Source organism: Dyella silvae, assembly GCF_026421305.1.
In the GTDB taxonomy this organism is placed as follows: domain Bacteria; phylum Pseudomonadota; class Gammaproteobacteria; order Xanthomonadales; family Rhodanobacteraceae; genus Dyella; species Dyella silvae.
The window spans coordinates 151,768-174,820 of sequence record NZ_JAPJBQ010000006.1; the positions used below are offsets into that span (position 1 = coordinate 151,768).

Sequence of the window (23,053 nt, forward strand, 5' to 3'; positions counted from 1 at the left end):
GAGAGACGTCGGGCCGGGGAGTGGCTGCCAGGTTGAAACACGGAGCGACTCCCACACGCGGCTTAAAGAGAAAATAGCCGCCCCCGATCGTTCTCGGGGTGAGGGTGACGGATCGGGGGCGGCTCCCGGGACATGGGCCCGCGCCCCCAATACTTAGTTGGCGGCGCCAGCCTCGAGATCTGCGATTCGCTTCTCCAGAGCCTCGACCTTGGCGCGGGTGCGCGCCAACAGCTGGCTCTGGACCTCAAACTCCTCGCGGGTGACTAGATCAAGGCGGCGCAATCCCTGCGCCAAGACATCGCCGAAGTTGGTGCGCAAATCCTGATGCGCCTGAGCCAATCCTGATGGAACCAACGAAACTAGACGCTGGGCAAGTTGATCGATGTCTTGCCTATCCATCATGGATAGCACCTCGAGCTCGTCGTAAGAAAGTGTAAATTCATGGCTTTGGTTACCACTATCAGTTTGCTCCACTACAACTTGTAGGGATTTTCCTACAGAGTAGTTAAACAGGCGACAGCTGCGGTGCCCACAGGCAAAATGCCGCCGGGCGGCGACCCTGCCCGACAGGTCATTTTCGAGGATTACCCATGAAGCTGGTGGTTGCGGTCATCAAGCCGTTCAAGCTGGACGATGTGCGCGAGGCGCTTGCCGAGGTGGGCGTGCAGGGCATCACCGTCACCGAGGTCAAGGGCTTTGGCCGGCAGAAAGGCCATACCGAACTCTACAGGGGCGCGGAGTACGTGGTCGACTTTCTGCCCAAGATCAAGTTGGAAGTCGCGGTGGCTGACGATCAGCTGGACCGCGTGGTGGAGGCCATTCAGCAGTCGGCCCGCACGGGCAAGATTGGCGACGGCAAGATCTTTGTCACCCCGCTCGAACAGGTGATCCGCATCCGCACCGGTGAGCTGGACGGCGACGCGCTCTGAACAGCGCTCAGGCCGCCGCCTGCGTCCGTTCAAAACGCCGGTGATGCACCAGCAGACCGGCGTAGTAGCAGATGTAGTAGCCGATCATCAGCCCCAGGATGGCCATGGTCAGAGGGCTATTCCCCATGGCCGGCGCGGAGTGCGCCATGGTAGGGTCCTGCAGTTGGGGCATCACCACCAGGAATCGCCACGCCAACCGGGCGACCAGCACCGTCGTCAGCACGCCGCCGATCCAGGCGTTGGGGATATAGCGGTCGGCGCCGCTGGCGTCACGTTCGAACCGGGTCAACCGCAGCCCGACGGTGCCCAGTGCGGCCCCGGTGAGGGCTCCACCGAGCAAGCCTTCCAACAGTCGCAGGTTGTGCAGACTGCCCCACACAACCAGGGCACCAAGCAAGGTGAAAGTGACCATGCGCACCATCATCTGCTTGCGGCGTATCGGTTGCCGCCCGAAGCTGCGACGCACACGGCGCCACACCATAAAAACCATCAGCGGAATCATGATGGCGTACATCATGTTCGGAGTCATGGCAGTCCCTTGCGTGGAGAGATAGCGGCAGCTTAGTGCCCGTCCATGACGTTCGCGATTGACTCGGAACAACCATGGCAGGTGACGGTTGTCACCCGCCATGGTCAAACACGATTACTTGGCTTTGCCTTGATTGGCTACCGCAGCCATCTTCGCGGCAATGGCGTCGGCATCGCCCAGGTAGTAGTGGCGGATCGGCTTGAGATTGGCATCGAACTCATACACCAGCGGCACACCGTTGGGGATGTTGAGCTCGGTGATCTCCTCATCGGAGATGTTGTCCAGGTACTTCACCAACGCGCGCAGCGAGTTGCCGTGGGCAGCCACCACCACGCGCTGACCGGAACGAATGGCCGGGGCCAGCACGTCGTGCCAGTAGGGCATTACGCGGTCGACCGTGTCCTTCAGGCACTCCGTATCCGGGATCATGGACGGGTCGAGGTTGGCGTAGCGCGGGTCATTCACCGACTCATTGCTGGCGCGGTCGAGCGGCGGCGGCGGAATGTCGTAGCTGCGGCGCCAGACCTTGACCTGGTCCTCGCCGTACTTGGCCGCGGTCTCGGCCTTGTTGAGGCCGGTGAGGCCGCCGTAGTGGCGCTCATTGAGGCGCCAGTCGGTGACCACGGGCAGCCACATCTGGTCCACGCCATCGAGCACGCCCCACAGGGTGCGCACGGCGCGCTTGAGCACGGACGTGTGCGCAACGTCGAAAGCGTAGCCCTCGGCCTTGAGCAGGCGACCCGCCTCGGCGGCTTCGGCCTTGCCCTGTTCGGTGAGGTCCACATCGGCCCAGCCGCTGAAGCGGTTATCGAGGTTCCACTGGGACTGGCCGTGACGGATGAGAACGAGCTTGTACATGGCTGGAATTCGCGGCGGGAAACCTGAAATGGTGAGGCTCCGCCCCGGGCGCGTCAAATCCGGTGCCGCCCCTGTCAAAGGTCACGCTAAACCCCTGAGCCCATCCGTGCATCCTAGAGAGGTCAAACAACGCCAATGGAGCTCGTCATGCGTCTACACCACCTCGCCTTCACCCTTGCCCTGATTCTGCCGCTGGCTGCGCAGGCCGACGACCTCAGCAAGGTCAACGGCGCCGTGCGCCTGGAGGCCGGCCAGCATGCCGGCAAGGTCAGTACCGTCAACGGCGCGATTCATATCGGTGACAACGCCGTGGCCGAGAAGGCAAGCACGGTCAACGGCTCGGTGGACATGGGAGATCACGCGCAGGTCGGCACGATCGACACCACCAACGGTGGCGTGACGGTCGGACAGGGCGGCCGCGTGACCGGTGGCATCGATAGCACCAACGGCACCATTCGCCTGGGCAAGGGTGCGGACGTCAGCGGCAAGGCTGGCAACGTCAATGGCAGCATCTTCATGGACGCCGCCCACGTCGGCGGTGGTCTGCACACGACCAACGGCGATATCCATGTGGGCGCCAATTCCCGCGTCGAAGGCGGCATCCTGGTCGACAAGCCCGGCGGCTGGTTCAACTTCAACAGCAACAGCCGCCTGCCGCATGTGGTGATCGGTCCGCACGCCGTGGTGCAGGGCACGCTGGAGTTCCGCCGCGAAGTGGTGCTGCAGGTCAGCGATTCCGCGCAGATCGGCCCCGTGAAGGGCGCGACGCCGGTGAAGTTCAGTGGCGACGCGCCGACGGAATGAGAAATGAGTGAAGAGGAGTGAGAGAAGAGCCGCTACTGCTTTCTCTCACTTCTCACATCTGACTCTTCACTCCTCGCCTTTCAGACCCAGTCGCGCGGCTTGAGGTAATCGGCAAGCCGCGCTTCGGCCGAGTCGGGCTCCGGCTGATAGGCGTATTCGAAGCGTACGCGTGGCGGCAGGCTCATCAGAATGGATTCGGTGCGCCCGCCGGACTGCAGCCCAAATAACGTGCCACGGTCGTAGACCAGATTGAACTCGACGTAACGTCCTCGGCGGTAGAGCTGAAATTCCCGCTCACGTTCGCCATAAGGTGCGTCTTTGCGTCGCTCGACGATGGGCACGTAGGCATCCAGAAAGCCCTGCCCTACGTCGCGCGTGAAAGCAAAGCAGCGCTCGAAGCCGCCCTCGTTCAGATCATCGTAGAACAGGCCGCCCACGCCGCGTGTTTCGCTGCGATGCTTGAGATAGAAATACTCATCGCACCACTTCTTGTAGCGCGGATAGACATCGGCGCCGTACGGCTCGCACACCTTGCGTGCCACTGTGTGCCAATGCACCACGTCTTCGTCGTGCGGATAGAACGGCGTGAGGTCGAAGCCGCCACCGAACCACCACACCGGATCCACGCCCTCCTTGCTCGCTTCGAAGTAGCGCACGTTGGCGTGCGTGGTGGGGATGTGCGGGTTGCGCGGATGAAGCACCAGCGACACGCCGGTGGCGACGAAACTGCCGCCCGCCAGGTCGGGGCGATGTGCCGTCGCGCTGGGTGGCAACTGGTGGCCGTAGACGCGCGAGAAGTTCACGCCGGCCTGTTCGAACACCGCGCCATCACGCAGCACGCGCGTGCGTCCACCGCCACCGGCGGGGCGTGTCCAGGCGTCCTCCTCGAAACGTGCCTGGCCATCGAGCTGCTCGATCGCGCCGCAGATGCGGTCCTGCAATTCGCGCAGAAAGGTTTCGGCTTGATCGGCTTGCTGGCTCATTCCGTTGCTCGCGGTCGTTCGAAATGCCGCAAGCTTAGCAAGTGCAGAGGGTTCGACCGATGTGGCGGCGCGTCGCGCGCCGCTTCGGGGATACGCGATGCTTGCTCAGCTGACGCGGGCAGTCATGCGTCGATGACCAATGAAGGCCGCCCAACGCAAGCCCACATCGATCCACATCAGATAACCCGACTCGGTCAGTAAGCGCGCCAGATAGCGGCGACTGAGCACCAACGTGGGCTCGGCTGCCACCGGCACGCTGTCGAAACCCAAACGGCGGGCCAGCAGCTGGCAACGCGCCAGGTGATAGCGGCTGGACACCAGCGCTACCGGAGGCAACACACGCGCGACCGGCCCGTCTTCCTGCAACAAGCTGCGCGCGTGGCGGAGATTCTCCAGCGAATCGACCGACGCCTGTTCCAGCTGCAAGATCACGCCCGGCGGCAGCTCGTGGTTCAACAGCCAGCGTCGCCCGGCCGCCGCCTCGCTGAGGCCACTACTGTTGCTGCGGCCGCCCAGCAGCAACACGTGCTCGGTATGGTTGGCGCGCATCAGCGCCAGGGCGCGTTGCAGGCGCTGTTGGTAATCCTTTTCCGGTTGGTCGTGAACCAGCCGGCGGCCGAATACCAACACCGTCATGGGCCGGGCCGGCGCCAGGGGACTACGCGCCGCCACGCGCCACACGTGAACCAGATAGGCCACCCACAACAGTCCCAGGCTCAGCGCCAGTGCGACAACGGTCACCAGTGCGGCATGCAGCACGTCGCGATCGCTCAGATAGCGCCAGGGACCACGTTTGAGCGGGGCAGTGATCGGAGGCACGACGCGGAGCAGGGCAGGTAGGTTGGCTGGCTGGCTGGCTGGCTTCCCAGTGTGCGCAGGCGCTGGCATGGGCGCAATCCGCCAGCTGGCGAACTTTGACAAAGATGAACGCCACCTCCCGCCCAGGTTGTCCAGACTAGGCAATGTCACGGGGGGTGGTTACGCTGGCGTGATGCCCGTACCGATTCAACCCCTTGCCGTCCGCGCGTACACGGCCACATCGGCGCTCGGCCAAGGTCTCGCAAGTCACTTTGCCGCCCTTTCGAGCCACCGCGGCGGCCTACGCGAAAACGACTTCAGCAGCGCCCCGCTGGCGTGCTGGATTGGCCGCGTCGCGGGCGTCGAAGATGCCTCGCTGCCGGCTGCCCACGCCGTGTGGGAATGCCGCAACAACCGCCTGGCCTGGCTGGGCCTGCATCAAGACCAGTTCCTGGATCAGGCGCTGGATGCACGCCAGCGCTACGGCGCCGCGCGCGTCGCGTTAATACTGGGTACGTCCACGGCAAGTATCGGCGCCACCGAGGAGGCTTACCGCCATCTCGATAGCGCAGGCCTGATGCCACCGGAATTGCGGCGCCCGCTGATTCACGCCCCCCATTCGCTGGCCGGCTTCGTTGCAGAAGCGCTGGGTCTGGAAGGCCCCTGCCTGACGGTTTCCACCGCTTGCTCCTCCAGCGCCAAGGTTTTTGCGAATGCCGAGCGGTTGATCCGCCTTGGACTAGCCGATGCCGCCGTGGTCGGTGGCGTGGACACCCTGTGCGACAGCGTGCTGTTTGGCTTTAACGCGCTGGAGCTGGTGTCGCCCGATCCTTGCCGCCCGTTCGATCAGACGCGTCACGGCATCTCCATTGGCGAGGCGGCCGGCTTTGCGTTGCTGGAGCGCGCCGACGCGGCACCGCATGCGCCGCGGCTGTTGGGTTATGGCGAATCGAGCGATGCGCACCATATGTCGACCCCGCATCCGGAAGGCCTGGGCGCCGAGCTCGCGCTGCACGATGCGTTGACGAGGGCCGGCCTTCGTCCGGAGCAGGTGGACTACATCAACCTGCACGGCACCGCGAGCCTCAAGAATGACGAAGTGGAAGCGGCGCTGATCGCGCGTGCCTTCCCCGCCAGCACGCGTGCCAGTTCGACCAAGGGATTCACCGGCCACACGCTGGGCGCCGCCGGCATTCTCGAAGCGGTCGTCGCGCTGGAGGCGATCCGCCACGGCCTGGTGCCGGGCAATCTCGGCTGCACGTCGCCGGACGCGGCCTGTGGCCCCCAACTCGCCCTGCAGAGCGAACAGCGGCGCGTCGATATCGCGCTGAGCAATTCCTTCGGTTTCGGCGGCAATAACGCCTGTCTCGCTTTCGGGAGGGCGCCGGCATGACGACGTTGCAGGTCCATCTGCAAGGCATCGGCTTGTGGTCGGCCACGCTCGGCGACTTCGCTGCATTTCAGGCGCAGGAGCGGGGCGAGTCCGTACCGGCGCCGGCCGCGCGCCCACCCGCGGCGACGCTGCCGGCCAACGAACGCCGCCGTGTACCGGAAAGTGTGTTGCTGGCCGTGGAAGTGGCGGGTCAGGCGGTGGCGATGAGCGGCCACGCTGCGAGCGAAATGCTGTGCGTGTTCAGCTCCGCCTATGGCGATCAGCTGATCTCCGATTACATGTGCGCGACGCTCGCCCTGGCGCCTGCGGAGCTTTCGCCCACGCGCTTCCACAATTCCGTACACAACGCGCCAGCGGGTTACTGGACCATGGCCACCGGCTGCCACGCGGCCTCCAGCGCCATCAGCGCCGGCCATGCGAGCTTCGGCGCCGGCCTGCTGGAAGCGGCCACGCTTTGCGTCGCGGAAGAACGCCCGGTGCTGCTGGTTTGCAGCGACATCGCCGGCAGCGGCCCGCTGGGCGAGATGAGCGGCACGCATGCCTCGTTCGGATGCGCCCTGGTCCTGTCGCCCCAGGCCGAAACCGGCAGCCTCGGCCGCCTCGAGCTCACCCTGATGCCTCACGCCGACAAGTCGCTGCGGCCCGCATTGACCGGTGACACGTGGTACGAAACCAATCCCATTGCCGCATCCGCCTGGCCGCTGATGCAAAATCTTGCAAGAGGCCAGGGAAAGTGCATCCTTGCCGCCGCTGAAACCCTGGCTCTGTGCGCCGTCCTGGAGACGCCTGTTTGAATACGTCCGATACCCGCTGGTGTGTTTTGATCCCCTGCCTCAATGAGGAAGCGGCGATCGGCGAGGTGGTGCAGTCCGTGCTCGCGCTCGGCGTCCCCGTGATTGTGGTGGACGACGGCTCGGACGACCGCACGCCCGACATTGTCAGCGCGCTGCCGGTCACCCTGCTTCGCCACCCGCAGCGCCGCGGCAAGGGCGAAGGCCTGCGCACCGGCTTCCGCGAAGCGCTGCGCCAGGGTTTCGACGCCGTGCTCACCATGGATGGCGACGGCCAACATCTGGCCAGCGATATCCCGCGCATCGCCGCGGCAGCGCAGCGTTATCCCAACCACATCGTAATCGGCGCCCGCCTGCTCGACCGCGAGCAGCAGCCCAAGGCCCGGCGCCGCGCCAACGCTGTGGCGGACTGGGGCATTTCCTGGGCTTGCGCTCAACCGGTGATCGACACCCAGAGCGGACAGCGCTGGTATCCACGCGCCGCGCTGGATCTGGTGGACCTGCCGGCCGAAAACTTCGTCTTTGAAGCGGCGATCTTGATCGCCGCCTCGCGCGACAAGGGTTTGGGCGTGGTTTCGGTGCCGATTGCCTCGCGATACCACGGCGAGTTCCGCATCAGCCATTTCAGCCCCGTGCGCGATGTCACGCGCATCACCACGTACACCGTCAGGCAGATCATCCACCATGGCGACGTCATGGCGAGCTACCGGCGTTCGCGTGCGAGCCGCCCCGTGGTCTTCGACACCGCCACGACGTAACCCTTGATGATGCGTGTGCCTGAGAGCCTGTTCACGATCTCCGCGTAGCCCGCGTTGTTCGTGAACAGGCGCTAAGAGCGTCTCTTAATCGAGATCGCCCAGCATGGCGTCCATTTTCGGCTGTCCCAACCACTTGGCAATGTCTTCGCCAAGTTCCTTGGACGTGCGATCGAGCACGGAGCAGTTGCCCTTAAAGCCGGCAAATGCACCACCCATGGAATTGCGCTTGGCTTTGAAACTCGCGACCAGCTGACCACCGTCGTACAGCTTGCCTTTCACCGACATCGACTTATGGTGGCCCATGAAGGCGTTGCCATCCGAAACAGCGCCGGTAATTTCCATCACCAGCACGCGGTTGGCGCTGCTGGGAGAAACATCTGCCGCGGTTTCAATCTTGAGTCCGCCATCGTTGCCGAACTTGGCCACGTATTCGGAAAGATGCTCCTCCAACTGACATTCGCGCTTCACCGCTCCGGCGACTTCCGCGTCTTCGTTGAACGGAATCTTTTGTTGGATGGTGACGACATCCGCGGCGTAAGCCGACTGCCACAGACCAAGCGTGGCAACGGCCACGTACAACAACTTGCGCATATCTTGCTCCCTAAGATACGGACCGAACGGTTTCCGGTCGCGAGTATGTAGCAAAGTCAGTCCTGCGTGTAGAGCACCGCCGCTCGCCCGCTGACCAGCAAACGCGCTGCCTGCAGAATACGAAACGCATATTGCGCCCCGCTGTCATCTGCATAGAGACGTTCCGCATAAACGTCCAACCGGCCCCGTGAGTCATCGATGTATTCGACATCGATCTGTACATCCCGAAGGCTTACCAAACGCCCTCCCGACCGCTCAACGTCGATGCCTTGAAGACGCGCCAGCAGAGCGCCGTGCACCGCAATGGCCTGCGCACCGTGCTCGGCCAAATGCACGGCATGCAAGCCGTTCTCCGAGCGCAGCGGGTGATTGCGCAGTGTGCTCACGTCGGTAATGGCATGAATGGTTGCATCGTCCCACGTCACCACGGCATCCAGCAGTGCCATGGCACCCTGATGGGGAATGAGGTGAGCCCAGTCAGTCTTGGCGAGCATGCGGAGCCATCAGGATGGAAAGACAGAAATGGAAAGCGACACCCAGGCTCACCGTGAGGCCAATGGCCCGAAGTACCGGAATCGAACTCCAGGCCAGCATGCCGAACACAAGCAGCGCCGAAAGCACGCACACCAGCGTTGCGTGTAGCGTGCGCCGTTGTTCGGCGGCATCGCCCGTATCGCGCTCAAAAAACAGCGCGTAATGCAGCCCGAGGCCGGCCGCCAGAATCAATGCCACCAGATGGAACAGTGAGACTTCCACTCCGGCAACTCGCTCCACGGCCAGCACCAGAAACGTTGCCAGCGTCATCGGTGCCAACACGTGCCAGGCACGGCGCAGGCTGCGCAATGCGACCGTAATGGCCACCACCAGCAAGAGCGTCGCCGCGAGCAAGGCATGCAGGATGCGTGCTCGGTAATCGACCACCAGCGACTCGGCCGCCCCCTTCAGGTCGAGCAGGCGGACGGCGCCACCGCTCTGCTGTGCAAGCGATTGCAATGCCGCCACGTCATGCACACCACTCAGCGTGCCCAGGCCGAGCCAATGAGTGTCGCGCTGCACCAGCATGGCGGACAGGCGCTGTCCCAGTGGCGACACGGCGAAGCGCGCCGGCGTGAGCAATGGCAGCGTGCGCGCCCTCTCCACATCGTCCAGGAATGGAACAAACAGATCGTGCTGGAACGGCATGTCCTGTTGCGCTTGCGCCAGCGCTTTGTTGAGGGCTGCAGGTTCCGGCAGGCGCTCCTGCCGCGCACGCTGCACGGACGCGCTCGGGAGATAGCGCGAAGGCAGCTCAATGGCGTCTGCTGCATGTCGGGCCACCAATGCATCCACGGCGGGCTCCAGGCGCTCTGACAGCTCCAGTACACCCTGTTCGCTGGGGGCGTCCAGCACGAGCAGGTAGCGCACATCCGGTGCGCCGAGTGCCTCTCGCAAGCTCGCGTCACGCTGCAGCAAATCCTTCGGCAGCGGCGTCAGCGCCGACAGGTCGTTTTGCCAGAACGGGCCTTGTGCGAAAGCGAGCATCACCACAGTGGCGACCGCAACGACCATTGGAATCCACCGTGGCCGGGGCAATGCATCCACCCACTGCCGGGCACGAATCAGCCAGCGCATGTCGGCGACATCGTGCACACGCACGGGTAACAGGTACGGCAGGAGGTAGCGCGTACTAAAGCCTGCAACCAGAAGGCCCGTCACGGTGAAGACTGCCAGCTGCTTCAGCCCGTTCACGCCGGAGGCATAGAACGCCAGATAGGCGATGCACGCCGAGGCAATGGCGGTGAGTAGCAGTGGCCAGAGGTCGCGAACGCTCTGCACGGCGTCTTCGCCTGCGCGCCGATGGCTGAGTACGCGAATAGGGTATTCCTGTGCGACACCCAGCAAGGTGAAGCCAAACGCGAGCGTGATGCCATGCACCTGCGGAAACAGCATCACCAGCGCTGCAATACCGGCGAGTGCCGAGCTGGCGATGGGCAAAGCGGAAAGCAGCAACGATCCGATGCTGCGGTAGGCCAGCAACAACAGCACAACAAAGCCGATCGTGGAGATGCGACCGATCCATTCCGCCTGCCCACGCGTCTGCGCGTTCGCCACGACACTGAAGTAACCGGGACCACTGAAGGCCAGCGTCGCTCCCTCGTGCCCCGGCAAGGCGTCGAACATGCGCTGGATGCCACTGATCGCTGCGTTCTGCGCATCGGGATCAAAGCCTGGCGCACGCGTCATGACCAGCAACAAAGCTTCGTGATTCTTGGAAAACCACACGCCTTCGATCAATTCGGGTGACCTGGCCGGCGCCCAACGCTCAGCCAGTTTCAGCACCTCGAGGGTGGGATCTCGCGGCAACAGCCCCTTCAGCAGACTGCCGGCAGGCGAAGAGAGATCCTCCAGTCGCTGCTGTAGCTCGTCGCGCAAATAGGGCGCATCCAGGCGCTGGTGATCCAGCGTCGGCGAAAGCAGGTATCGGTACGGCAGCAAGCTGCTATCCAATGCCGTGATATCGAAGCTGCCGTTGAGTACCTGCGTATAACTGTCGTCCTTGCGAAGCGACGCCGCCAGTTGCTGGCTGAGCGATGCCAGCTGTTCATCCGGCTTGCCTGAGATGGCGAGCAACAGCAGGCGCGAGCCAGGGCCTTCGCCCACTTGCTCCATCAACAGCTGCTGATCCGGCGTCGTGGGCGCGGGCATGAAGCTGCGCAGATCCGTGCTGACGCGCAGGTTCTGGAGCACGAACACAGCGAGCAGCGCCAGCGTCGCCAGCCACAGCACCAGCAGCGTCAGACGACCGCCGCGCTGCATGCTCAACCGCCCTGACAGAGCGCTACCAGCGCCTCTCGGGTGGGCGCTGCAGGCATCTTCGCCGCCAGCTCGCCCAACAGGTCGATAGACAAATCGCCATCCGCTTCTTGCATGCGCATACAACGAGGCTCGTTGCCACTACCGTCGATCTCGATGTGACTGACCGAGCGCGCGAGCTTCGCATCGCGCGGCGTGAGCGTCAGTGTCCAACGCTTCGCATTGTTGGCGCTGTGTTGCACGGTGAATGCCTGCTCCAGCCGCGAAGCATCGCCGCCCAGCAAGGCGACAAAACTATCCAGAAGTATCTGCAACTGCGGTGCGCGCTTGAGCGAGAAGGTCCGTGGCTCACGTCCTTCGCGTTGCTGTGTCACTTCGCCATTGGCAATGGTCGACACTTCGCGATTGGGGTGCTCGACCCGTCGCTCCAGCCGATCGTCCCCAAGCCAGGCAAGCTGACCGGAAACCACCAGCGGCTCATCCAACATTTTCATGAAACGCGCTTCCGCAAACGGCGTGCGCGCGGGCGCCGGGCGCCCCAGCGAGCTCACCAATGCGCGCGCTGTGACCGCGTCTTCAGGCGCCGACGCGTTCGCGCACAGCGACAGGATCAACCCGCCCAGGAGCATCCACGTCTTGCTGCCAGAAATCATAGAAATTGAACCAGTTGTAGGGGGCCACGTGGACGTAGTGTTCCATGCGGCGGGCAAAGCGGGCGAGCACATCATCCAGTGCTTGCGCACGCTCGTTGCGTGGGATTTCCACACGGTCGGCGAACGGTTCGAAGATCAGGCGGTACCGGTTGCCGCCCTCGTACAGCCCAAAGCACAGCATCACCGGTACGCGCAGCGAATGCGCGAGCAGCCAGGGGCCCACCGGGAACGGGGCAGGCTCGCCCAGGAAAGGCGTGCGGCGAAGCACTTCGTGCTCACGGCCGCGATCGGCGAGCAGGGCCACCATCGCGCCCTGTTCACACGCCTCGGACATGGCCAGCGTGATGGACGCGCCGCCCATCGAGGCATCGATCACCGCGGCGCCGATGTCGGGCGCCAGCGCTTCGAGCAGCTCTGTCATGGCCGGGGTCTTCTGCTTGTCCAGCACCACGCGCAGGGGAATATCCGGACGGCGCGAACTGATGGCGCGCAGCGCTTCAAAACTGCCCTGGTGCGAACCCAGCAAGAGCAGGCCACGTCCTTGATCGAGGGAGGCTTCGAGTTCGTCGAGGCCTTCTACGGTGATGTCGAAGCCCTTCTCACCATGGGCCAGCAGAAAAATGCGGTCCAGCGTGATCGCAGCAAAACTGTAGATGTGCTTCATCACCTGCCGTGTCGTCGCCGGCTTGCCGAGCACGCGCTCGAGGAAGCGGCGCGAGGCCGTACGCTCCGGGCGTCGACGCAAGTAGAAGTAGAGCGTGACCGGATACAGCACCAGCCGTCCCAACGGGCGGCCGCCCACCAGCGCGATGGTGCGGATCAGCCACAGCGCAAAATGCCCACCGCCTTCGGGCCGGCTCTGCCAGTGCTCGCTCATGCGGCGCCCTCGACCGTGCCTCGCGCAATCGCGACATCGTTCCGGCGAATCTCGAAACGCACACGCCCGTTCACATCGGTCAACACGACTTCGGCGACCTGCTGCGGCAACAGCGGCGCCACAAACTTTGCTTCCACGATGCGCGCCAGACGCTCGCCTCGCCACAGACGCAACGCGTTTGCCACGTGCTCCAGCAACAGCACGCCGGGCACCAGCGGCGAGCCGGGGAAATGGCCAGGCAGGCAAGGATGGTCGCCCGCTACCTGGAACGCGTGATGAAAGCTCGCCGAGGTCATTTCGAAGCGGGATCTTCGCCACGCACCAGTTGCGGCCAGCGCGCCGCAACGCCCAGTGCCAGCGCATGCAGGCGGGGGTGCTCGATGTGTCGCAGATGCCAACGACGGAACACGTTTTCCAGCAGAAACGCCGCGGCAATCAACCCATAGCCGCCCAGATGCATGTACGACTGCGCCAGTGCCGCAGGCACCGGCCACGGCGAGGCGATGCCTAGCGCATACAGCAAGCCGCCCGGCTCGGCGCACAGCAACAGCACGGCAAGCACCCCTGCCTGCGCGGCGGTAAGCAGCGTCCAGAACCATGTGAGCTGGCGGGCATAGCGCGCCACGCCCGGAACCTGCAGCTGGCCGGCGCCTTCCACCGCCGCGATGAAGCGCGCGATCAAAGGCGTCGATCCGGCGCGCAGACTGCGCCCGAACAGCGAAGCCAGCAGCACGTTGATCGCAATAGGCACGCACTCGAGCAGCAAACCCACCATGCCATGCAGCCACAACACCGCCACCACGGCCAGGGTGAGCGTCCAGCCAATCCAGGACCGCGGCCGGCGCGCGGCAAGACCCGGCAGCATCAGCAAGGTAAGCAGCAGCACACAGGCGGCAAGCGAGAAACCCTCGCGATGGGTGAGCACACCGGCCATCGCCAGCACCGGATAGGCGAACATCAACGGCAGCCAGCGCCGTGATACCGATCGCAGTGGGGAGACGGGTGATTGCGACATAGGTGGCTCAGCCTGCCTGGTCTCGAACGGGACGCGGCGAAAGTCTGCCGTGTGCGAGCCGCATCATGCCCGATCTTGCTTAAACGGCACGATGCCGTTCGATGTGCTCGGACAACGTGCGCAGGCTATTGAAGATCTTGCGGTTCTCAGGATTGTCCGACCGCAGCTGGAACCCGTACCGCTTGGACACGGCCAGCGCGACTTCCAGCGCATCAATGGAATCCAGGCCGAGATCGCCGCCGAACAAGGGGGCATCGGGGTCGATCTGGTCGGCCGTCACCGTTTCCAGATTGAGGCTTTCCACGATCAAAGTGGCCAGTTCGTGTTGTGCGGTGCTCTGCTCGACCATGCTGGTCCATACCTGATACATGCCCCTCTCCCCCAGAGGCGACGGCCTACAAGTGTAACATAGCGACCCCTACCCCCATTTCTAATGCCATGGTTCTGGGTTGTGAAAACGTCAGGCTGGCGGAGCGCCGGGCCCCTCAGGTGTCCTACCGGCACGGTGCTCCGGAATCGGTATTGAAGGAACCTGGCACCCTCGCCGTGTTCGGGTTTGGCACCGGCGCGGTCCTCAGCGACGATCCACGCTGGCTGAGGGTGGACCTGGAGAGCTTCGACGCCCCTGCAACGCTGGAGCTCTGGCAGGTCGACGGGCCAGTGACTCACGGAAGGGTGGGCGACCTGCAGTGGTCAGCGGGCGAGGGTTGGCTGTTTGCGGCCATGACCCTTAACGAAGAGGTGCATGGCGGGCCCGGCAACACCGCCGCCTCGGTCTACGCCCAGTTGCGCGAGTTCCTCGCGACCCGGCATGAACGCTACGTGCAGCGCATCTGGAATTACCTGGGTGACATTAACCGGGGCGAAGGCGACATCGAGCGCTACAAGCAGTTCTGCGAGGGCCGTGCCGAGGGCATGGGCAACTTCTTCGCCGACGGCTTTCCGGCCGCTACCGCCATCGGACACCACGCATCCGAACCGCGCCTGCAGGTCTACGTGCTGGCTTGCGATGAACCCGGCGTGCGTGTGGAGAATCCCCGCCAGGTCAGCGCGTGGCGCTACCCACGCCAGTACGGCCGGACGCCACCCAGCTTTGCGCGCGCGATGGCCCTGCCCGGACAGGACGCGCTGGCCATCTCAGGCACAGCCGCCGTGGTCGGCCACGCCTCGACCCATGAGGACGACCTGCTGGCTCAGCTGGACGAAACCCTGGTGAACCTCGAAGCGTTGCTGGCGAACGCCGGCATGGCCGCGGGATTCGACACGCAGTCGCCGCTCAAGGCGTACGTGAGGCATCCCACCGACGCGCCCATCGTGCGCGACTTCATGCAGCGCCGCCTGCCCGGCGTTCCGGTGCTACTGCTGCACGGTGACATCTGCCGCCAGGAACTGCTCGTCGAGATCGACGGCTGGCGTTACGCGTAAGCGCAGGATCGGCGCCCATGCGGGGCACGCGAAAATTAAGAACTCTCTGATGTTGCCTGGCGCCTCCGTGGCCTACTGTGGCGGTCCATTCCCGGGACGTGGACGTTCACGGACACGCGATCGCGTGTAACGAGCTCGCGTATCGACGCCTGCCGGAATCTTTTTTCTATGCCTAGGGAAGCCGCCGGATACGCGCCTTGCTTGGCATCTACACGCATGGTGTCACGTGAGTTGCCTGGCTATCTCCGAGCTCCCCTCTCCACTTCGCGAACGACTCTATAAGCGCCTCTGTCAGGAGGCTGGCATAGCGCGTTCTCTGCGGATCAAGGAGAAAGCCAGCCAATCTGCACGCCTGATTCACGCATCCGCTCAACACAGCGAGATTCCTGAAGGTACCGCGTCAGACCAAAGAGAACTGCTTCAGGCGACTATCCATGGCCATGAACCAGGATGACGCTTGATCCACGCATTGGCGTGATGACCTGGTTTCGGAGGGTACTACGCCTTTTTCTCCGGGCGCTGCCATCCGTTGAGCGTCACCTGGCGAGCGCGCGCGAGCGTCAGCTCGCCTGCAGGCGCGTCCTTGCCAATCACCGAACCTGCGCCAATGGTGGCCTTTTCGCCAATCGTGACCGGTGCAACGAGCGCACTGTTCGAACCAATGAAAGCACCGTCACCGATGGTCGTCAGGTGTTTGTTGACGCCGTCGTAGTTGCACGTGATGGTGCCGGCACCGATGTTCACGCCACTACCGATAACGGTATCGCCGAGATAGCTCAAGTGATTGGCCTTGCTACCCTGGCCGATGCGCGCTTTCTTGGTCTCGACAAAGTTGCCGATATGCACGCCGGTGGCCAGTTCCGTGCCGGGGCGAAGACGCGCAAATGGGCCGATGATGCAGGGGCCATGCGTGATCACACCTTCCAGATCGCAATGCGGATGCACCACCGTTCCCGTGGCAAGCTGTACATCCTTCAAGCGAGTGAAGGCACCCACGCGCACGTCATCACCAAGCGTGACCTCGCCTTCGAAGATGACACTAATGTCGATTTCTACATCCATGCCAGCGCTCACCTTGCCACGCACGTCGATGCGTGACGGATCGGCGATGCGCACGCCCTCCAGCGCTAGTGCCTTGGCCGCACGCAGACGGTACTGCGCCTCCAGTTCAGCAAGCTGCCAGGGATTGTTGGCGCCGGCCGCTTCGTATTCGTCGTCGCACTCCACGCATGTAGCGGCACGATTTTCCCCCGCTGCCATGGCGAAGATATCGGTGAGGTAGTACTCACCCTGCACATTGTTGCGGTCGAGTTTGGACGTCCAACGCTTAAGCGCCACTGCGTCAGCAGCAACGATGCCGGTATTGATGAGATTGATCGTGCGTTGCGCGTCGTCCGCGTCCTTCTCCTCCACCACCTCGCGCACCAAACCGTTGCCATCGCGCAGCACACGGCCGTAGCCAAGCGGATCGGTAACCCGCGTCGCCAGCAGGCTGACCGTACCTTCCGCGGATACCAGCCGCTGCAAGGTCTGCGCACGGGTGAGCGGCACATCGCCGTAGAGCACCAGTACAGTCGCGTCATCCGGCACATCAAGCAATGCTTCGCGTACCGCGTGACCGGTGCCCAGGCGCTGGGACTGAAGCACCCAGTTCAGATCAGCCTGTCCTTCGAACGCCGCGCGGACCTGCTCACCGCAATGACCATAGACCAGATGGATCTTCTGGGGCTGCAGCGCTCGCGCTGCTTCCAGCACATGCGCAAGCAATGGCCGGCCGGCCAGCGGCATCAGCACCTTGGCCTTTCTCGATTTCATGCGTTTGCCTTCACCGGCGGCGAGGACAATCACGTGCAAGGGAGCGTTCTTGGTCATAAGCGGGCCTTTTCAGACTAGCGACGCAGCATAGCAGCGCCCGAAGGCACCCCGCGGGAAGCGCGGTGACCGAACGCGGGCTAGTGCTCTGTGGCGGCCGATGCGCGCGCCCCTGTCACCGGTTTGCCGTCCTTCCACGCAAAGCGGAAGACGTATTCAAGGCTGAATGCGCGAGCCTGGCTTCCCACGTCATGCGTGTTGCCATTGGCGTCGGCCGCCCATTGGCTTACGCGCAATGGCTCGAAGGTCCATTGCATCGCTGCAGCGCGAACCGCCTCGTCAAACTGGCGCTGTTGCGGAGCTGCCTGGTCCTCGCCTTCGATAAGCACCTCGCTGACCTTACCTTCGGTATCAACGATGAGTCGCGCCGCCACCTCCTGCGGCGCCAACCTCCCTTGCAGCAAAGCCGGCGGGTAGATCGGCATGGGTTGCGTACGTGGCGTGGCGCCCGTGGTGATCTCGCCCAGGGCCAATGGGTAATGCTGCAAGGGGCCTCGGGTCACCGGGCGGTAATCGGCGACTCCCGGTGACACGCTGGCGCAGGCAGCCAACAAGGTACAGACGATGGCGCACAGGAGAAGCCTGTGCTGGCACCCATGGCGATGACGCAGCGCGTCCATATCGGCTTTGGGAGTTCTCTGTAATGCATCCGGACCACGGATGGGTGACGCCAGATCAGCATAAACAAAAACGCCGGCCTGAAGGCCGGCGTTTTGAGGGCGTACCCGAAGCTGCACTTAGTGCTTGAGCGTCTTGCGCAGTCGCTCCAGCGCCTGCAGCTGGGTGATGGCCTGCGCCAGCTTGGCCTGGGCCTCGGCGATCTCAACGGCGTCGGTGCGGTTGGCCAGGGCGTCCTCGGCTTCCTGCTTGGCGCGCTGGGCGGCGGCCTCGTCCAGGTCGGCGGCGCGCGCGGCCGTATCGGCCAGCACGGTGACGACCTGCGGCTGCACTTCCAGGATGCCGCCGGACACCCAGAACTGCTGGCGCTCGCCGTTGCTCAGCACCACGTCTACGTGGCCTGCCTTCAGGCGGGTGATGAGCGGCGCGTGGCGGGGCGCGATGCCCAGCTCGCCCATCTCGCCGGTGGCCACCACCAGCTGCGCATCACCCGAGAAGATCTCGGCTTCGGCGCTGACGATGTCGACACGGAGGGTATGAGTCATGACGGTATTCCGGTGCGTTCGGTAAAAAGCAGACGATGCTGTGTGGAAGCGGTGAGGCGCGAGGGACGCGCTTCACCGCGATGCCTCACACCGATCAGGCCGCCTTCTTGGCGCCCATTTCCTCGGCCTTCTTGATGGCCTCGTCGATGCCGCCGACCATGTAGAACGCCTGCTCCGGCAGGTGGTCCACTTCGCCTTCCACGATCATCTTGAAGCCGCGGATGGTTTCCTTCAGCGTCACGTACTTGCCCGGCGAACCAGTAAACACTTCGGCCACGTGGAACGGCTGCGAGAAGAAGCGCTCGATCTTGCGGGCGCGGGCCACGGTCAGCTTGTCTTCTTCCGACAGCTCGTCCATGCCCAGGATCGCGATGATGTCCTTGAGCTCCTTGTAGTGCTGCAGCATGCCCTGCACGCGGCGCGCCACTTCGTAGTGCTCGGCGCCCACGACGCCCGGATCGAGCTGGCGGCTGGTGGAGTCCAGCGGGTCGATGGCCGGATAGATGCCAAGCGCGGCGATGTTGCGCGAGAGCACCACAGTCGCATCCAAGTGAGCGAAGGTGGTGGCCGGCGACGGGTCGGTCAGGTCGTCCGCGGGCACGTACACGGCCTGGATCGAGGTGATCGAACCGGTCTTGGTGGAGGTGATGCGCTCCTGCAGCACGCCCATTTCCTCAGCCAGGGTCGGCTGGTAGCCCACGGCCGACGGCATACGGCCGAGCAGTGCGGACACTTCGGTACCGGCCAGCGTGTAGCGGTAGATGTTGTCCACGAACAGCAGCACGTCCTTACCCTTGCCGTGCTCGTCCTTCTCGTCGCGGAAGTACTCGGCCATGGTCAGGCCGGTCAGCGCCACGCGCAGACGGTTGCCCGGCGGCTCGTTCATCTGGCCGTACACCATGGCCACCTTGTCGAGCACGTTGGAGTCCTTCATCTCGTGGTAGAAGTCGTTGCCCTCACGGGTACGCTCGCCCACGCCGGCGAACACGGACAGACCCGCGTGCGCCTTCGCAATGTTGTTGATGAGCTCCATCATGTTCACGGTCTTGCCCACGCCGGCGCCGCCGAACAGGCCCACCTTGCCGCCCTTGGCGAACGGGCAGATCAGATCGATCACCTTGATGCCCGTTTCCAGCAGGTCGCTGGCCGCGGCCTGGTCGGCGTAGCTCGGGGCTTCGCGGTGGATTTCCCACTGCGTCTGCTCGCCGATCGGGCCGGCCTCGTCGATGGGATTGCCCAGCACGTCCATGATGCGGCCCAGGGTGGCCTTGCCGACCGGCACCTTGATCGCTTCGCCGGTGTTGCGCGCCAGCAGGCCACGCTTCAGGCCGTCGGTGGAACCGAGGGCAATGGTGCGGACCACGCCGTCACCCAGCACCTGCTGAACTTCCAGCGTGATGTTGGTGCCGTCGATCTTCAGCGCGTCGTAAACCTGCGGCACCTGATCGCGTGCGAACTCCACGTCGATGACCGCGCCGATGATCTGTACAACTTTGCCCTGGCTCATGGATATGCTCCGGATGGATCTTTTAGGTTCGTTTACAGCGCCGCCAAGGCGTCGCTCTTTTGATTAGTGCAACCATCGATGGTTGCTTTTTGACTCTAGCGATCAGCGACGATCGCACTTACACCGCGGCGGCGCCGCCGACGATTTCCGAGATTTCCTGGGTGATCGCCGCCTGACGCGCCTTGTTGTAGACCAGCGTCAGTTCGCCGATCACCTTGGTCGCGTTGTCCGACGCGCTCTTCATCGCGACCATGCGCGCGGCATGTTCACTGGCGAGGTTTTCCAGCACACCCTGGTACACCACCGATTCGATGTAACGCGACAGCACGTGCTCGAGCACAGTCGCCGCATCCGGTTCGTAGATGTAATCCCAGTCGTGCTTCTGCTCGAGCTTCAGGCCTGCCACCGGGTAATCCGGCGAGGTCGGACCACCCTGGGCCGCAGCCAGCTCTTCGGCCACGACCGGAAGCGGCAGCAGTGCACGCACGGCTGGCGTCTGCGTCATGGTGTTGACGAAGTCGTTGTGCGCGATAAACACGCGATCAAGACGGCCGCCCATGTAGGAGTCCAGCGCGACCTTAAGTACGCCGATCAAATCTTCCAGCTTCGGACGCTCGCCAAGGTGGCCCACGGTACCGACCAGGTTGATGCCCTTGATGCGGCGGAAGAACTGGGTGGCCTTCTGACCGATCGCCACCACGTCCACTTCCACGCCCTGCTCGGTCCACGCCTGGATCGCCGGCAACAGACGGCGGAACAGGTTGGCATTGAGGCCGCCGCACAGGCCGCGATCGGTGGAGATGATCACGTAGCCGACGCGCTTGACCGATTCGCGCTCCTGCAGGAACGGATGGTTGAGGTCGGTGCTGGCCTGGGCGATGTGCGCGATCACCTTGCGCATGGAGCGCGCATAGGGACGCGACGCCTTCATCAGATCCTGCGCTTTGCGGATCTTCGAGGCCGAGACCATTTCGAGCGCGCGCGTCACCTTGCGCATGTTCTGCGTGCTCTTGATCTTGGTTTTGATTTCGCGTCCGCTTGCCACGTTTGCCTCAACCTGATGGGTTATTGCGATCCCGGCCGCCTCGGCCGGAGTGCGGTACGGCCGTATGGACGGCCGTACACCCTGTTACTACTTACCAGCTACCGGTCTTCTTGTACTCGTCGAGCGAGGACTTGAAGATGGCTTCGATGTCATTGTTCCAGTCACCGGTGGCAACGATCTTCTTCATCAGATCGCCATGGTTCTGGTGCATGAACGCGTGCAGGCCCTTCTCGAACGGCAGCACCTTGTTGTTCGGCAGATCGTCGAGGTAGCCCTTCTCAGCGGCGTACACCGACAGCGCGAGCTCGGCGATCGACAGCGGGGCGTACTGAGACTGCTTCATCAGCTCGGTCACGCGCAGGCCGCGATCCAGCTGGGCGCGGGTGGCCGGGTCGAGATCCGAGGCGAACTGCGCGAACGCAGCCAGCTCGCGGTACTGCGCCAGGGCCAGCTTCACGCCGCCCGAAAGCTTCTTGACGATCTTGGTCTGAGCAGCACCACCCACACGCGACACCGAGATACCGGCGTTCACAGCCGGACGGATGCCGGCGTTGAACAGATCGGTTTCCAGGAAGATCTGGCCATCGGTGATCGAGATCACGTTGGTCGGCACGAACGCAGACACGTCGCCAGCCTGGGTCTCAATGATCGGCAGCGCGGTCAGCGAACCGGTCTTGCCTGTCACTGCGCCGTTGGTGAACTTCTCGACGTAGTCGGCGGAGACGCGCGCAGCGCGCTCGAGCAGGCGCGAGTGCAGGTAGAACACGTCACCCGGATAAGCTTCGCGACCCGGCGGGCGCTTCAGCAGCAGCGAGATCTGGCGGTAGGCCACCGCGTGCTTCGACAGATCGTCATAAATGATCAGCGCGTCTTCGCCACGGTCGAGGAAGTACTCGCCCATGGTGCAACCGGAGTACGGTGCGATGTACTGCAGCGCAGCCGACTCGGAAGCGGAAGCCACCACGATGATGGTGTTGGCCAGCGCGCCGTGCTCTTCGAGCTTGCGCACCACGTTGGCGATCGACGAGCGCTTCTGGCCAATCGCGACGTAGATGCACTTAATGCCGGAATTTTTCTGGTTGATGATCGTATCGATGGCCAGCGCGGTCTTGCCGGTCTGGCGGTCGCCGATGATCAGCTCGCGCTGGCCACGGCCGATCGGAATCATCGAGTCGACGGACTTGTAACCGGTCTGCACCGGCTGGTCGACCGACTGACGCCAGATCACGCCCGGCGCAACCTTCTCGATCGGCGAGGTAAGCGCAGCGTTGATCGGGCCCTTGCCGTCGATCGGATTGCCAAGCGAGTCGACCACGCGGCCGAGCAGCTGCGGGCCAACCGGCACTTCGAGGATGCGGCCGGTGGTCTTGGCGGTGTCGCCTTCACGCAGGTGCTGGTACTCACCCAGCACCACGGCGCCGACCGAGTCGCGCTCAAGGTTCAGCGCGAGCGCATAGGCGTTGCCCGGCAGCTCGATCATTTCGCCCTGCATCACGTCGGCCAGACCGTGAATGCGCACGATGCCGTCGGACACGCTGATGATCGTGCCTTCGTTGCGGGCTTCAGCGCCGAGCTTGAATTGCTCGATGCGGCTCTTGATCAGTTCGCTGATCTCGGACGGGTTCAGGTTGGTACTGGACATGGGGTCGATATCCTGAAATTTGAGCCTTTTTTGAAGAGTTCAGCCATGGATGGCTGATTTCTGCTCTTCGCGAAATGGACTTCGCTTAAATACTTAAATCGTCAGCGCGCGGGTCATGCGCGCCAGACGTCCACGGGCGGAGCCGTCGATCACTTCGTTGCCGGTGTCGATCACCACCCCGCCAAGCAGCGACGGATCAACCTGGGTATCCAGCTCGATCTCGCGCTTGAAGCGGCGCTTCAACGACGCCTTGAGTTGTTCGGCCTGCGCGGCATCCAGTGCGAATGCACTGGTCACCTTCACCAGCAACTGCGACTCCGATTCGCGCTTGTACTGCTCGTACAGCGCAGCGATTTCCGGCAACAGCGGCAGACGGCGATTGTCAGCCAGCTCGCCAAGGAACTTCGCGAACGGCGTATCGGCGGCCATGCCCTGTGGCAGATGGAGTGCCACCAGCTGCTCCGGCTGTACGCGCGGATCGTTGCAGAAGCTAGCCACGCGCGGGTCCTTCGCCACTTCAGCAGCGAAAGCCAGCGCCTGCGACCATACGCCAAGCGAGCCGGCCCCATGGGCCAGCTCGAAAGCTGCACGTGCGTAGGGGCGGGCGAGAGTGATTGCCTGCGCCAT

Annotated in this window: 26 protein-coding genes; 6 read left to right on the top strand and 20 right to left on the bottom strand. The window is 63.7% G+C overall.

Annotated features, from left to right (window positions below):
* Positions 1 to 153 precede the first annotated feature (153 nt).
* Complete coding sequence (locus tag OQE56_RS14805) at positions 154 to 402, bottom strand: accessory factor UbiK family protein (RefSeq protein WP_267225553.1); 249 nt, start codon at positions 400 to 402, stop codon at positions 154 to 156.
* A gap of 188 nt (positions 403 to 590) precedes the next feature.
* Here OQE56_RS14805 and glnK point away from each other — a divergent pair, with 188 nt between their 5' ends.
* Positions 591 to 929 (top strand): P-II family nitrogen regulator, encoded by a 339-nt coding sequence (glnK, locus tag OQE56_RS14810; RefSeq protein WP_267225407.1) that lies wholly within the window; start codon positions 591 to 593, stop codon positions 927 to 929.
* Between the two features lie 7 nt (positions 930 to 936).
* Here glnK and OQE56_RS14815 read toward each other — a convergent pair whose 3' ends face one another.
* Both OQE56_RS14815 and gpmA read right to left on the bottom strand, forming a co-directional pair.
* Positions 937 to 1,458, bottom strand: coding sequence for a CcdC protein domain-containing protein (locus tag OQE56_RS14815; protein ID WP_267225408.1), 522 nt, complete (start codon positions 1,456 to 1,458; stop codon positions 937 to 939).
* Between the two features lie 114 nt (positions 1,459 to 1,572).
* Positions 1,573 to 2,316: a 2,3-diphosphoglycerate-dependent phosphoglycerate mutase gene (gene gpmA, locus OQE56_RS14820; protein ID WP_267225409.1), complete on the bottom strand. Its 744-nt coding sequence runs from the start codon at positions 2,314 to 2,316 to the stop codon at positions 1,573 to 1,575.
* A gap of 147 nt (positions 2,317 to 2,463) precedes the next feature.
* On the opposite strand from gpmA, the gene OQE56_RS14825 reads away from it, so the two are divergent.
* Positions 2,464 to 3,120 (top strand): DUF4097 family beta strand repeat-containing protein, encoded by a 657-nt coding sequence (locus tag OQE56_RS14825; protein WP_267225410.1) that lies wholly within the window; start codon positions 2,464 to 2,466, stop codon positions 3,118 to 3,120.
* Between the two features lie 80 nt (positions 3,121 to 3,200).
* Here OQE56_RS14825 and hemF read toward each other — a convergent pair whose 3' ends face one another.
* Positions 3,201 to 4,103 (bottom strand): oxygen-dependent coproporphyrinogen oxidase, encoded by a 903-nt coding sequence (gene hemF / locus OQE56_RS14830; RefSeq protein ID WP_267225411.1) that lies wholly within the window; start codon positions 4,101 to 4,103, stop codon positions 3,201 to 3,203.
* A 105-nt stretch (positions 4,104 to 4,208) separates the two neighbouring features.
* A complete protein-coding gene (locus OQE56_RS14835) occupies positions 4,209 to 4,991 on the bottom strand; it encodes a SanA/YdcF family protein (RefSeq protein ID WP_267225412.1) in 783 nt (260 codons plus the stop codon).
* Between the two features lie 103 nt (positions 4,992 to 5,094).
* Here OQE56_RS14835 and OQE56_RS14840 point away from each other — a divergent pair, with 103 nt between their 5' ends.
* From OQE56_RS14840 to OQE56_RS14850, 3 genes are read left to right on the top strand one after another with little or no spacing between them, the layout of a single operon-like run.
* A complete protein-coding gene (locus OQE56_RS14840) occupies positions 5,095 to 6,294 on the top strand; it encodes a beta-ketoacyl-[acyl-carrier-protein] synthase family protein (protein WP_267225413.1) in 1,200 nt (399 codons plus the stop codon).
* Complete coding sequence (locus OQE56_RS14845; protein ID WP_267225414.1) at positions 6,291 to 7,088, top strand: beta-ketoacyl synthase chain length factor; 798 nt, start codon at positions 6,291 to 6,293, stop codon at positions 7,086 to 7,088. Before OQE56_RS14840 ends, OQE56_RS14845 begins: the two co-directional genes overlap by 4 nt.
* Positions 7,085 to 7,843, top strand: coding sequence for a glycosyltransferase family 2 protein (locus OQE56_RS14850; protein WP_267225415.1), 759 nt, complete (start codon positions 7,085 to 7,087; stop codon positions 7,841 to 7,843). The genes OQE56_RS14845 and OQE56_RS14850 overlap by 4 nt, the downstream gene beginning before the upstream one ends.
* An 84-nt stretch (positions 7,844 to 7,927) precedes the next feature.
* Here OQE56_RS14850 and OQE56_RS14855 read toward each other — a convergent pair whose 3' ends face one another.
* The 8 genes from OQE56_RS14855 to OQE56_RS14890 form a co-directional block, all read right to left on the bottom strand.
* Positions 7,928 to 8,434 (bottom strand): hypothetical protein, encoded by a 507-nt coding sequence (locus OQE56_RS14855; protein WP_267225416.1) that lies wholly within the window; start codon positions 8,432 to 8,434, stop codon positions 7,928 to 7,930.
* Positions 8,435 to 8,490: 56 nt separating this feature from the next.
* The gene (locus OQE56_RS14860; protein WP_267225417.1) at positions 8,491 to 8,928 is read right to left on the bottom strand and encodes a hotdog family protein; all 438 of its coding nucleotides are present in this window, start codon (positions 8,926 to 8,928) and stop codon (positions 8,491 to 8,493) included.
* Positions 8,912 to 11,230: an MMPL family transporter gene (locus OQE56_RS14865; protein WP_267225418.1), complete on the bottom strand. Its 2,319-nt coding sequence runs from the start codon at positions 11,228 to 11,230 to the stop codon at positions 8,912 to 8,914. The genes OQE56_RS14860 and OQE56_RS14865 overlap by 17 nt, the downstream gene beginning before the upstream one ends.
* Before the next feature lie 2 nt (positions 11,231 to 11,232).
* A complete protein-coding gene (locus OQE56_RS14870) occupies positions 11,233 to 11,880 on the bottom strand; it encodes a LolA-related protein (protein ID WP_323748586.1) in 648 nt (215 codons plus the stop codon).
* Entirely contained in the window at positions 11,804 to 12,757 is a 954-nt protein-coding gene (locus OQE56_RS14875) for a lysophospholipid acyltransferase family protein (RefSeq protein ID WP_267225420.1), read from the bottom strand. The genes OQE56_RS14870 and OQE56_RS14875 overlap by 77 nt, the downstream gene beginning before the upstream one ends.
* Entirely contained in the window at positions 12,754 to 13,053 is a 300-nt protein-coding gene (locus tag OQE56_RS14880; RefSeq protein ID WP_267225421.1) for an ApeI family dehydratase, read from the bottom strand. Before OQE56_RS14880 ends, OQE56_RS14875 begins: the two co-directional genes overlap by 4 nt.
* Positions 13,050 to 13,772: a COG4648 family protein gene (locus OQE56_RS14885; protein WP_267225422.1), complete on the bottom strand. Its 723-nt coding sequence runs from the start codon at positions 13,770 to 13,772 to the stop codon at positions 13,050 to 13,052. The genes OQE56_RS14880 and OQE56_RS14885 overlap by 4 nt, the downstream gene beginning before the upstream one ends.
* Before the next feature lie 79 nt (positions 13,773 to 13,851).
* Complete coding sequence (locus OQE56_RS14890; protein WP_267225554.1) at positions 13,852 to 14,121, bottom strand: phosphopantetheine-binding protein; 270 nt, start codon at positions 14,119 to 14,121, stop codon at positions 13,852 to 13,854.
* Between the two features lie 173 nt (positions 14,122 to 14,294).
* On the opposite strand from OQE56_RS14890, the gene OQE56_RS14895 reads away from it, so the two are divergent.
* Positions 14,295 to 15,197 (top strand): chorismate transformation FkbO/Hyg5 family protein, encoded by a 903-nt coding sequence (locus OQE56_RS14895; protein WP_486599066.1) that lies wholly within the window; start codon positions 14,295 to 14,297, stop codon positions 15,195 to 15,197.
* 498 nt (positions 15,198 to 15,695) lie between these two features.
* On the opposite strand, the gene glmU is transcribed toward OQE56_RS14895, so the two are convergent.
* From glmU to OQE56_RS14930, 7 genes are all read right to left on the bottom strand, one after another.
* A complete protein-coding gene (glmU, locus tag OQE56_RS14900) occupies positions 15,696 to 17,069 on the bottom strand; it encodes a bifunctional UDP-N-acetylglucosamine diphosphorylase/glucosamine-1-phosphate N-acetyltransferase GlmU (protein WP_267225424.1) in 1,374 nt (457 codons plus the stop codon).
* Positions 17,070 to 17,149: 80 nt separating this feature from the next.
* Positions 17,150 to 17,602: an energy transducer TonB gene (locus OQE56_RS14905; RefSeq protein ID WP_267225425.1), complete on the bottom strand. Its 453-nt coding sequence runs from the start codon at positions 17,600 to 17,602 to the stop codon at positions 17,150 to 17,152.
* Between the two features lie 204 nt (positions 17,603 to 17,806).
* Positions 17,807 to 18,232 (bottom strand): F0F1 ATP synthase subunit epsilon, encoded by a 426-nt coding sequence (locus OQE56_RS14910; RefSeq protein ID WP_267225426.1) that lies wholly within the window; start codon positions 18,230 to 18,232, stop codon positions 17,807 to 17,809.
* Between the two features lie 94 nt (positions 18,233 to 18,326).
* On the bottom strand, positions 18,327 to 19,739 hold the full coding sequence (atpD, locus tag OQE56_RS14915) for a F0F1 ATP synthase subunit beta (RefSeq protein ID WP_267225427.1): 1,413 nt from the start codon (positions 19,737 to 19,739) through the stop codon (positions 18,327 to 18,329).
* Between the two features lie 118 nt (positions 19,740 to 19,857).
* On the bottom strand, positions 19,858 to 20,784 hold the full coding sequence (gene atpG / locus OQE56_RS14920) for a F0F1 ATP synthase subunit gamma (RefSeq protein ID WP_267225428.1): 927 nt from the start codon (positions 20,782 to 20,784) through the stop codon (positions 19,858 to 19,860).
* A 91-nt stretch (positions 20,785 to 20,875) separates the two neighbouring features.
* Complete coding sequence (atpA, locus tag OQE56_RS14925; protein ID WP_267225429.1) at positions 20,876 to 22,426, bottom strand: F0F1 ATP synthase subunit alpha; 1,551 nt, start codon at positions 22,424 to 22,426, stop codon at positions 20,876 to 20,878.
* 93 nt (positions 22,427 to 22,519) lie between these two features.
* Complete coding sequence (locus tag OQE56_RS14930; protein ID WP_267225430.1) at positions 22,520 to 23,053, bottom strand: F0F1 ATP synthase subunit delta; 534 nt, start codon at positions 23,051 to 23,053, stop codon at positions 22,520 to 22,522.

Bases quoted from the DNA above. Each gene is read 5' to 3' on its own strand.
- OQE56_RS14805 (WP_267225553.1), bottom strand. From the start codon at position 402: ATGATGGATAGGCAAGACATCGATCAACTTGCCCAGCGTCTAGTTTCG.
- glnK (WP_267225407.1), top strand. From the start codon at position 591: ATGAAGCTGGTGGTTGCGGTCATCAAGCCGTTCAAGCTGGACGATGTG.
- OQE56_RS14815 (WP_267225408.1), bottom strand. From the start codon at position 1,458: ATGACTCCGAACATGATGTACGCCATCATGATTCCGCTGATGGTTTTT.
- gpmA (WP_267225409.1), bottom strand. From the start codon at position 2,316: ATGTACAAGCTCGTTCTCATCCGTCACGGCCAGTCCCAGTGGAACCTC.
- OQE56_RS14825 (WP_267225410.1), top strand. From the start codon at position 2,464: ATGCGTCTACACCACCTCGCCTTCACCCTTGCCCTGATTCTGCCGCTG.
- hemF (WP_267225411.1), bottom strand. From the start codon at position 4,103: ATGAGCCAGCAAGCCGATCAAGCCGAAACCTTTCTGCGCGAATTGCAG.
- OQE56_RS14835 (WP_267225412.1), bottom strand. From the start codon at position 4,991: ATGCCAGCGCCTGCGCACACTGGGAAGCCAGCCAGCCAGCCAGCCAAC.
- OQE56_RS14840 (WP_267225413.1), top strand. From the start codon at position 5,095: ATGCCCGTACCGATTCAACCCCTTGCCGTCCGCGCGTACACGGCCACA.
- OQE56_RS14845 (WP_267225414.1), top strand. From the start codon at position 6,291: ATGACGACGTTGCAGGTCCATCTGCAAGGCATCGGCTTGTGGTCGGCC.
- OQE56_RS14855 (WP_267225416.1), bottom strand. From the start codon at position 8,434: ATGCGCAAGTTGTTGTACGTGGCCGTTGCCACGCTTGGTCTGTGGCAG.
- OQE56_RS14860 (WP_267225417.1), bottom strand. From the start codon at position 8,928: ATGCTCGCCAAGACTGACTGGGCTCACCTCATTCCCCATCAGGGTGCC.
- OQE56_RS14865 (WP_267225418.1), bottom strand. From the start codon at position 11,230: ATGCAGCGCGGCGGTCGTCTGACGCTGCTGGTGCTGTGGCTGGCGACG.
- OQE56_RS14870 (WP_323748586.1), bottom strand. From the start codon at position 11,880: ATGATTTCTGGCAGCAAGACGTGGATGCTCCTGGGCGGGTTGATCCTG.
- OQE56_RS14875 (WP_267225420.1), bottom strand. From the start codon at position 12,757: ATGAGCGAGCACTGGCAGAGCCGGCCCGAAGGCGGTGGGCATTTTGCG.
- OQE56_RS14880 (WP_267225421.1), bottom strand. From the start codon at position 13,053: ATGACCTCGGCGAGCTTTCATCACGCGTTCCAGGTAGCGGGCGACCAT.
- OQE56_RS14885 (WP_267225422.1), bottom strand. From the start codon at position 13,772: ATGTCGCAATCACCCGTCTCCCCACTGCGATCGGTATCACGGCGCTGG.
- OQE56_RS14890 (WP_267225554.1), bottom strand. From the start codon at position 14,121: ATGGTCGAGCAGAGCACCGCACAACACGAACTGGCCACTTTGATCGTG.
- glmU (WP_267225424.1), bottom strand. From the start codon at position 17,069: ATGACCAAGAACGCTCCCTTGCACGTGATTGTCCTCGCCGCCGGTGAA.
- OQE56_RS14910 (WP_267225426.1), bottom strand. From the start codon at position 18,232: ATGACTCATACCCTCCGTGTCGACATCGTCAGCGCCGAAGCCGAGATC.
- atpD (WP_267225427.1), bottom strand. From the start codon at position 19,739: ATGAGCCAGGGCAAAGTTGTACAGATCATCGGCGCGGTCATCGACGTG.
- atpA (WP_267225429.1), bottom strand. From the start codon at position 22,426: ATGTCCAGTACCAACCTGAACCCGTCCGAGATCAGCGAACTGATCAAG.
- OQE56_RS14930 (WP_267225430.1), bottom strand. From the start codon at position 23,053: ATGGCGCAGGCAATCACTCTCGCCCGCCCCTACGCACGTGCAGCTTTC.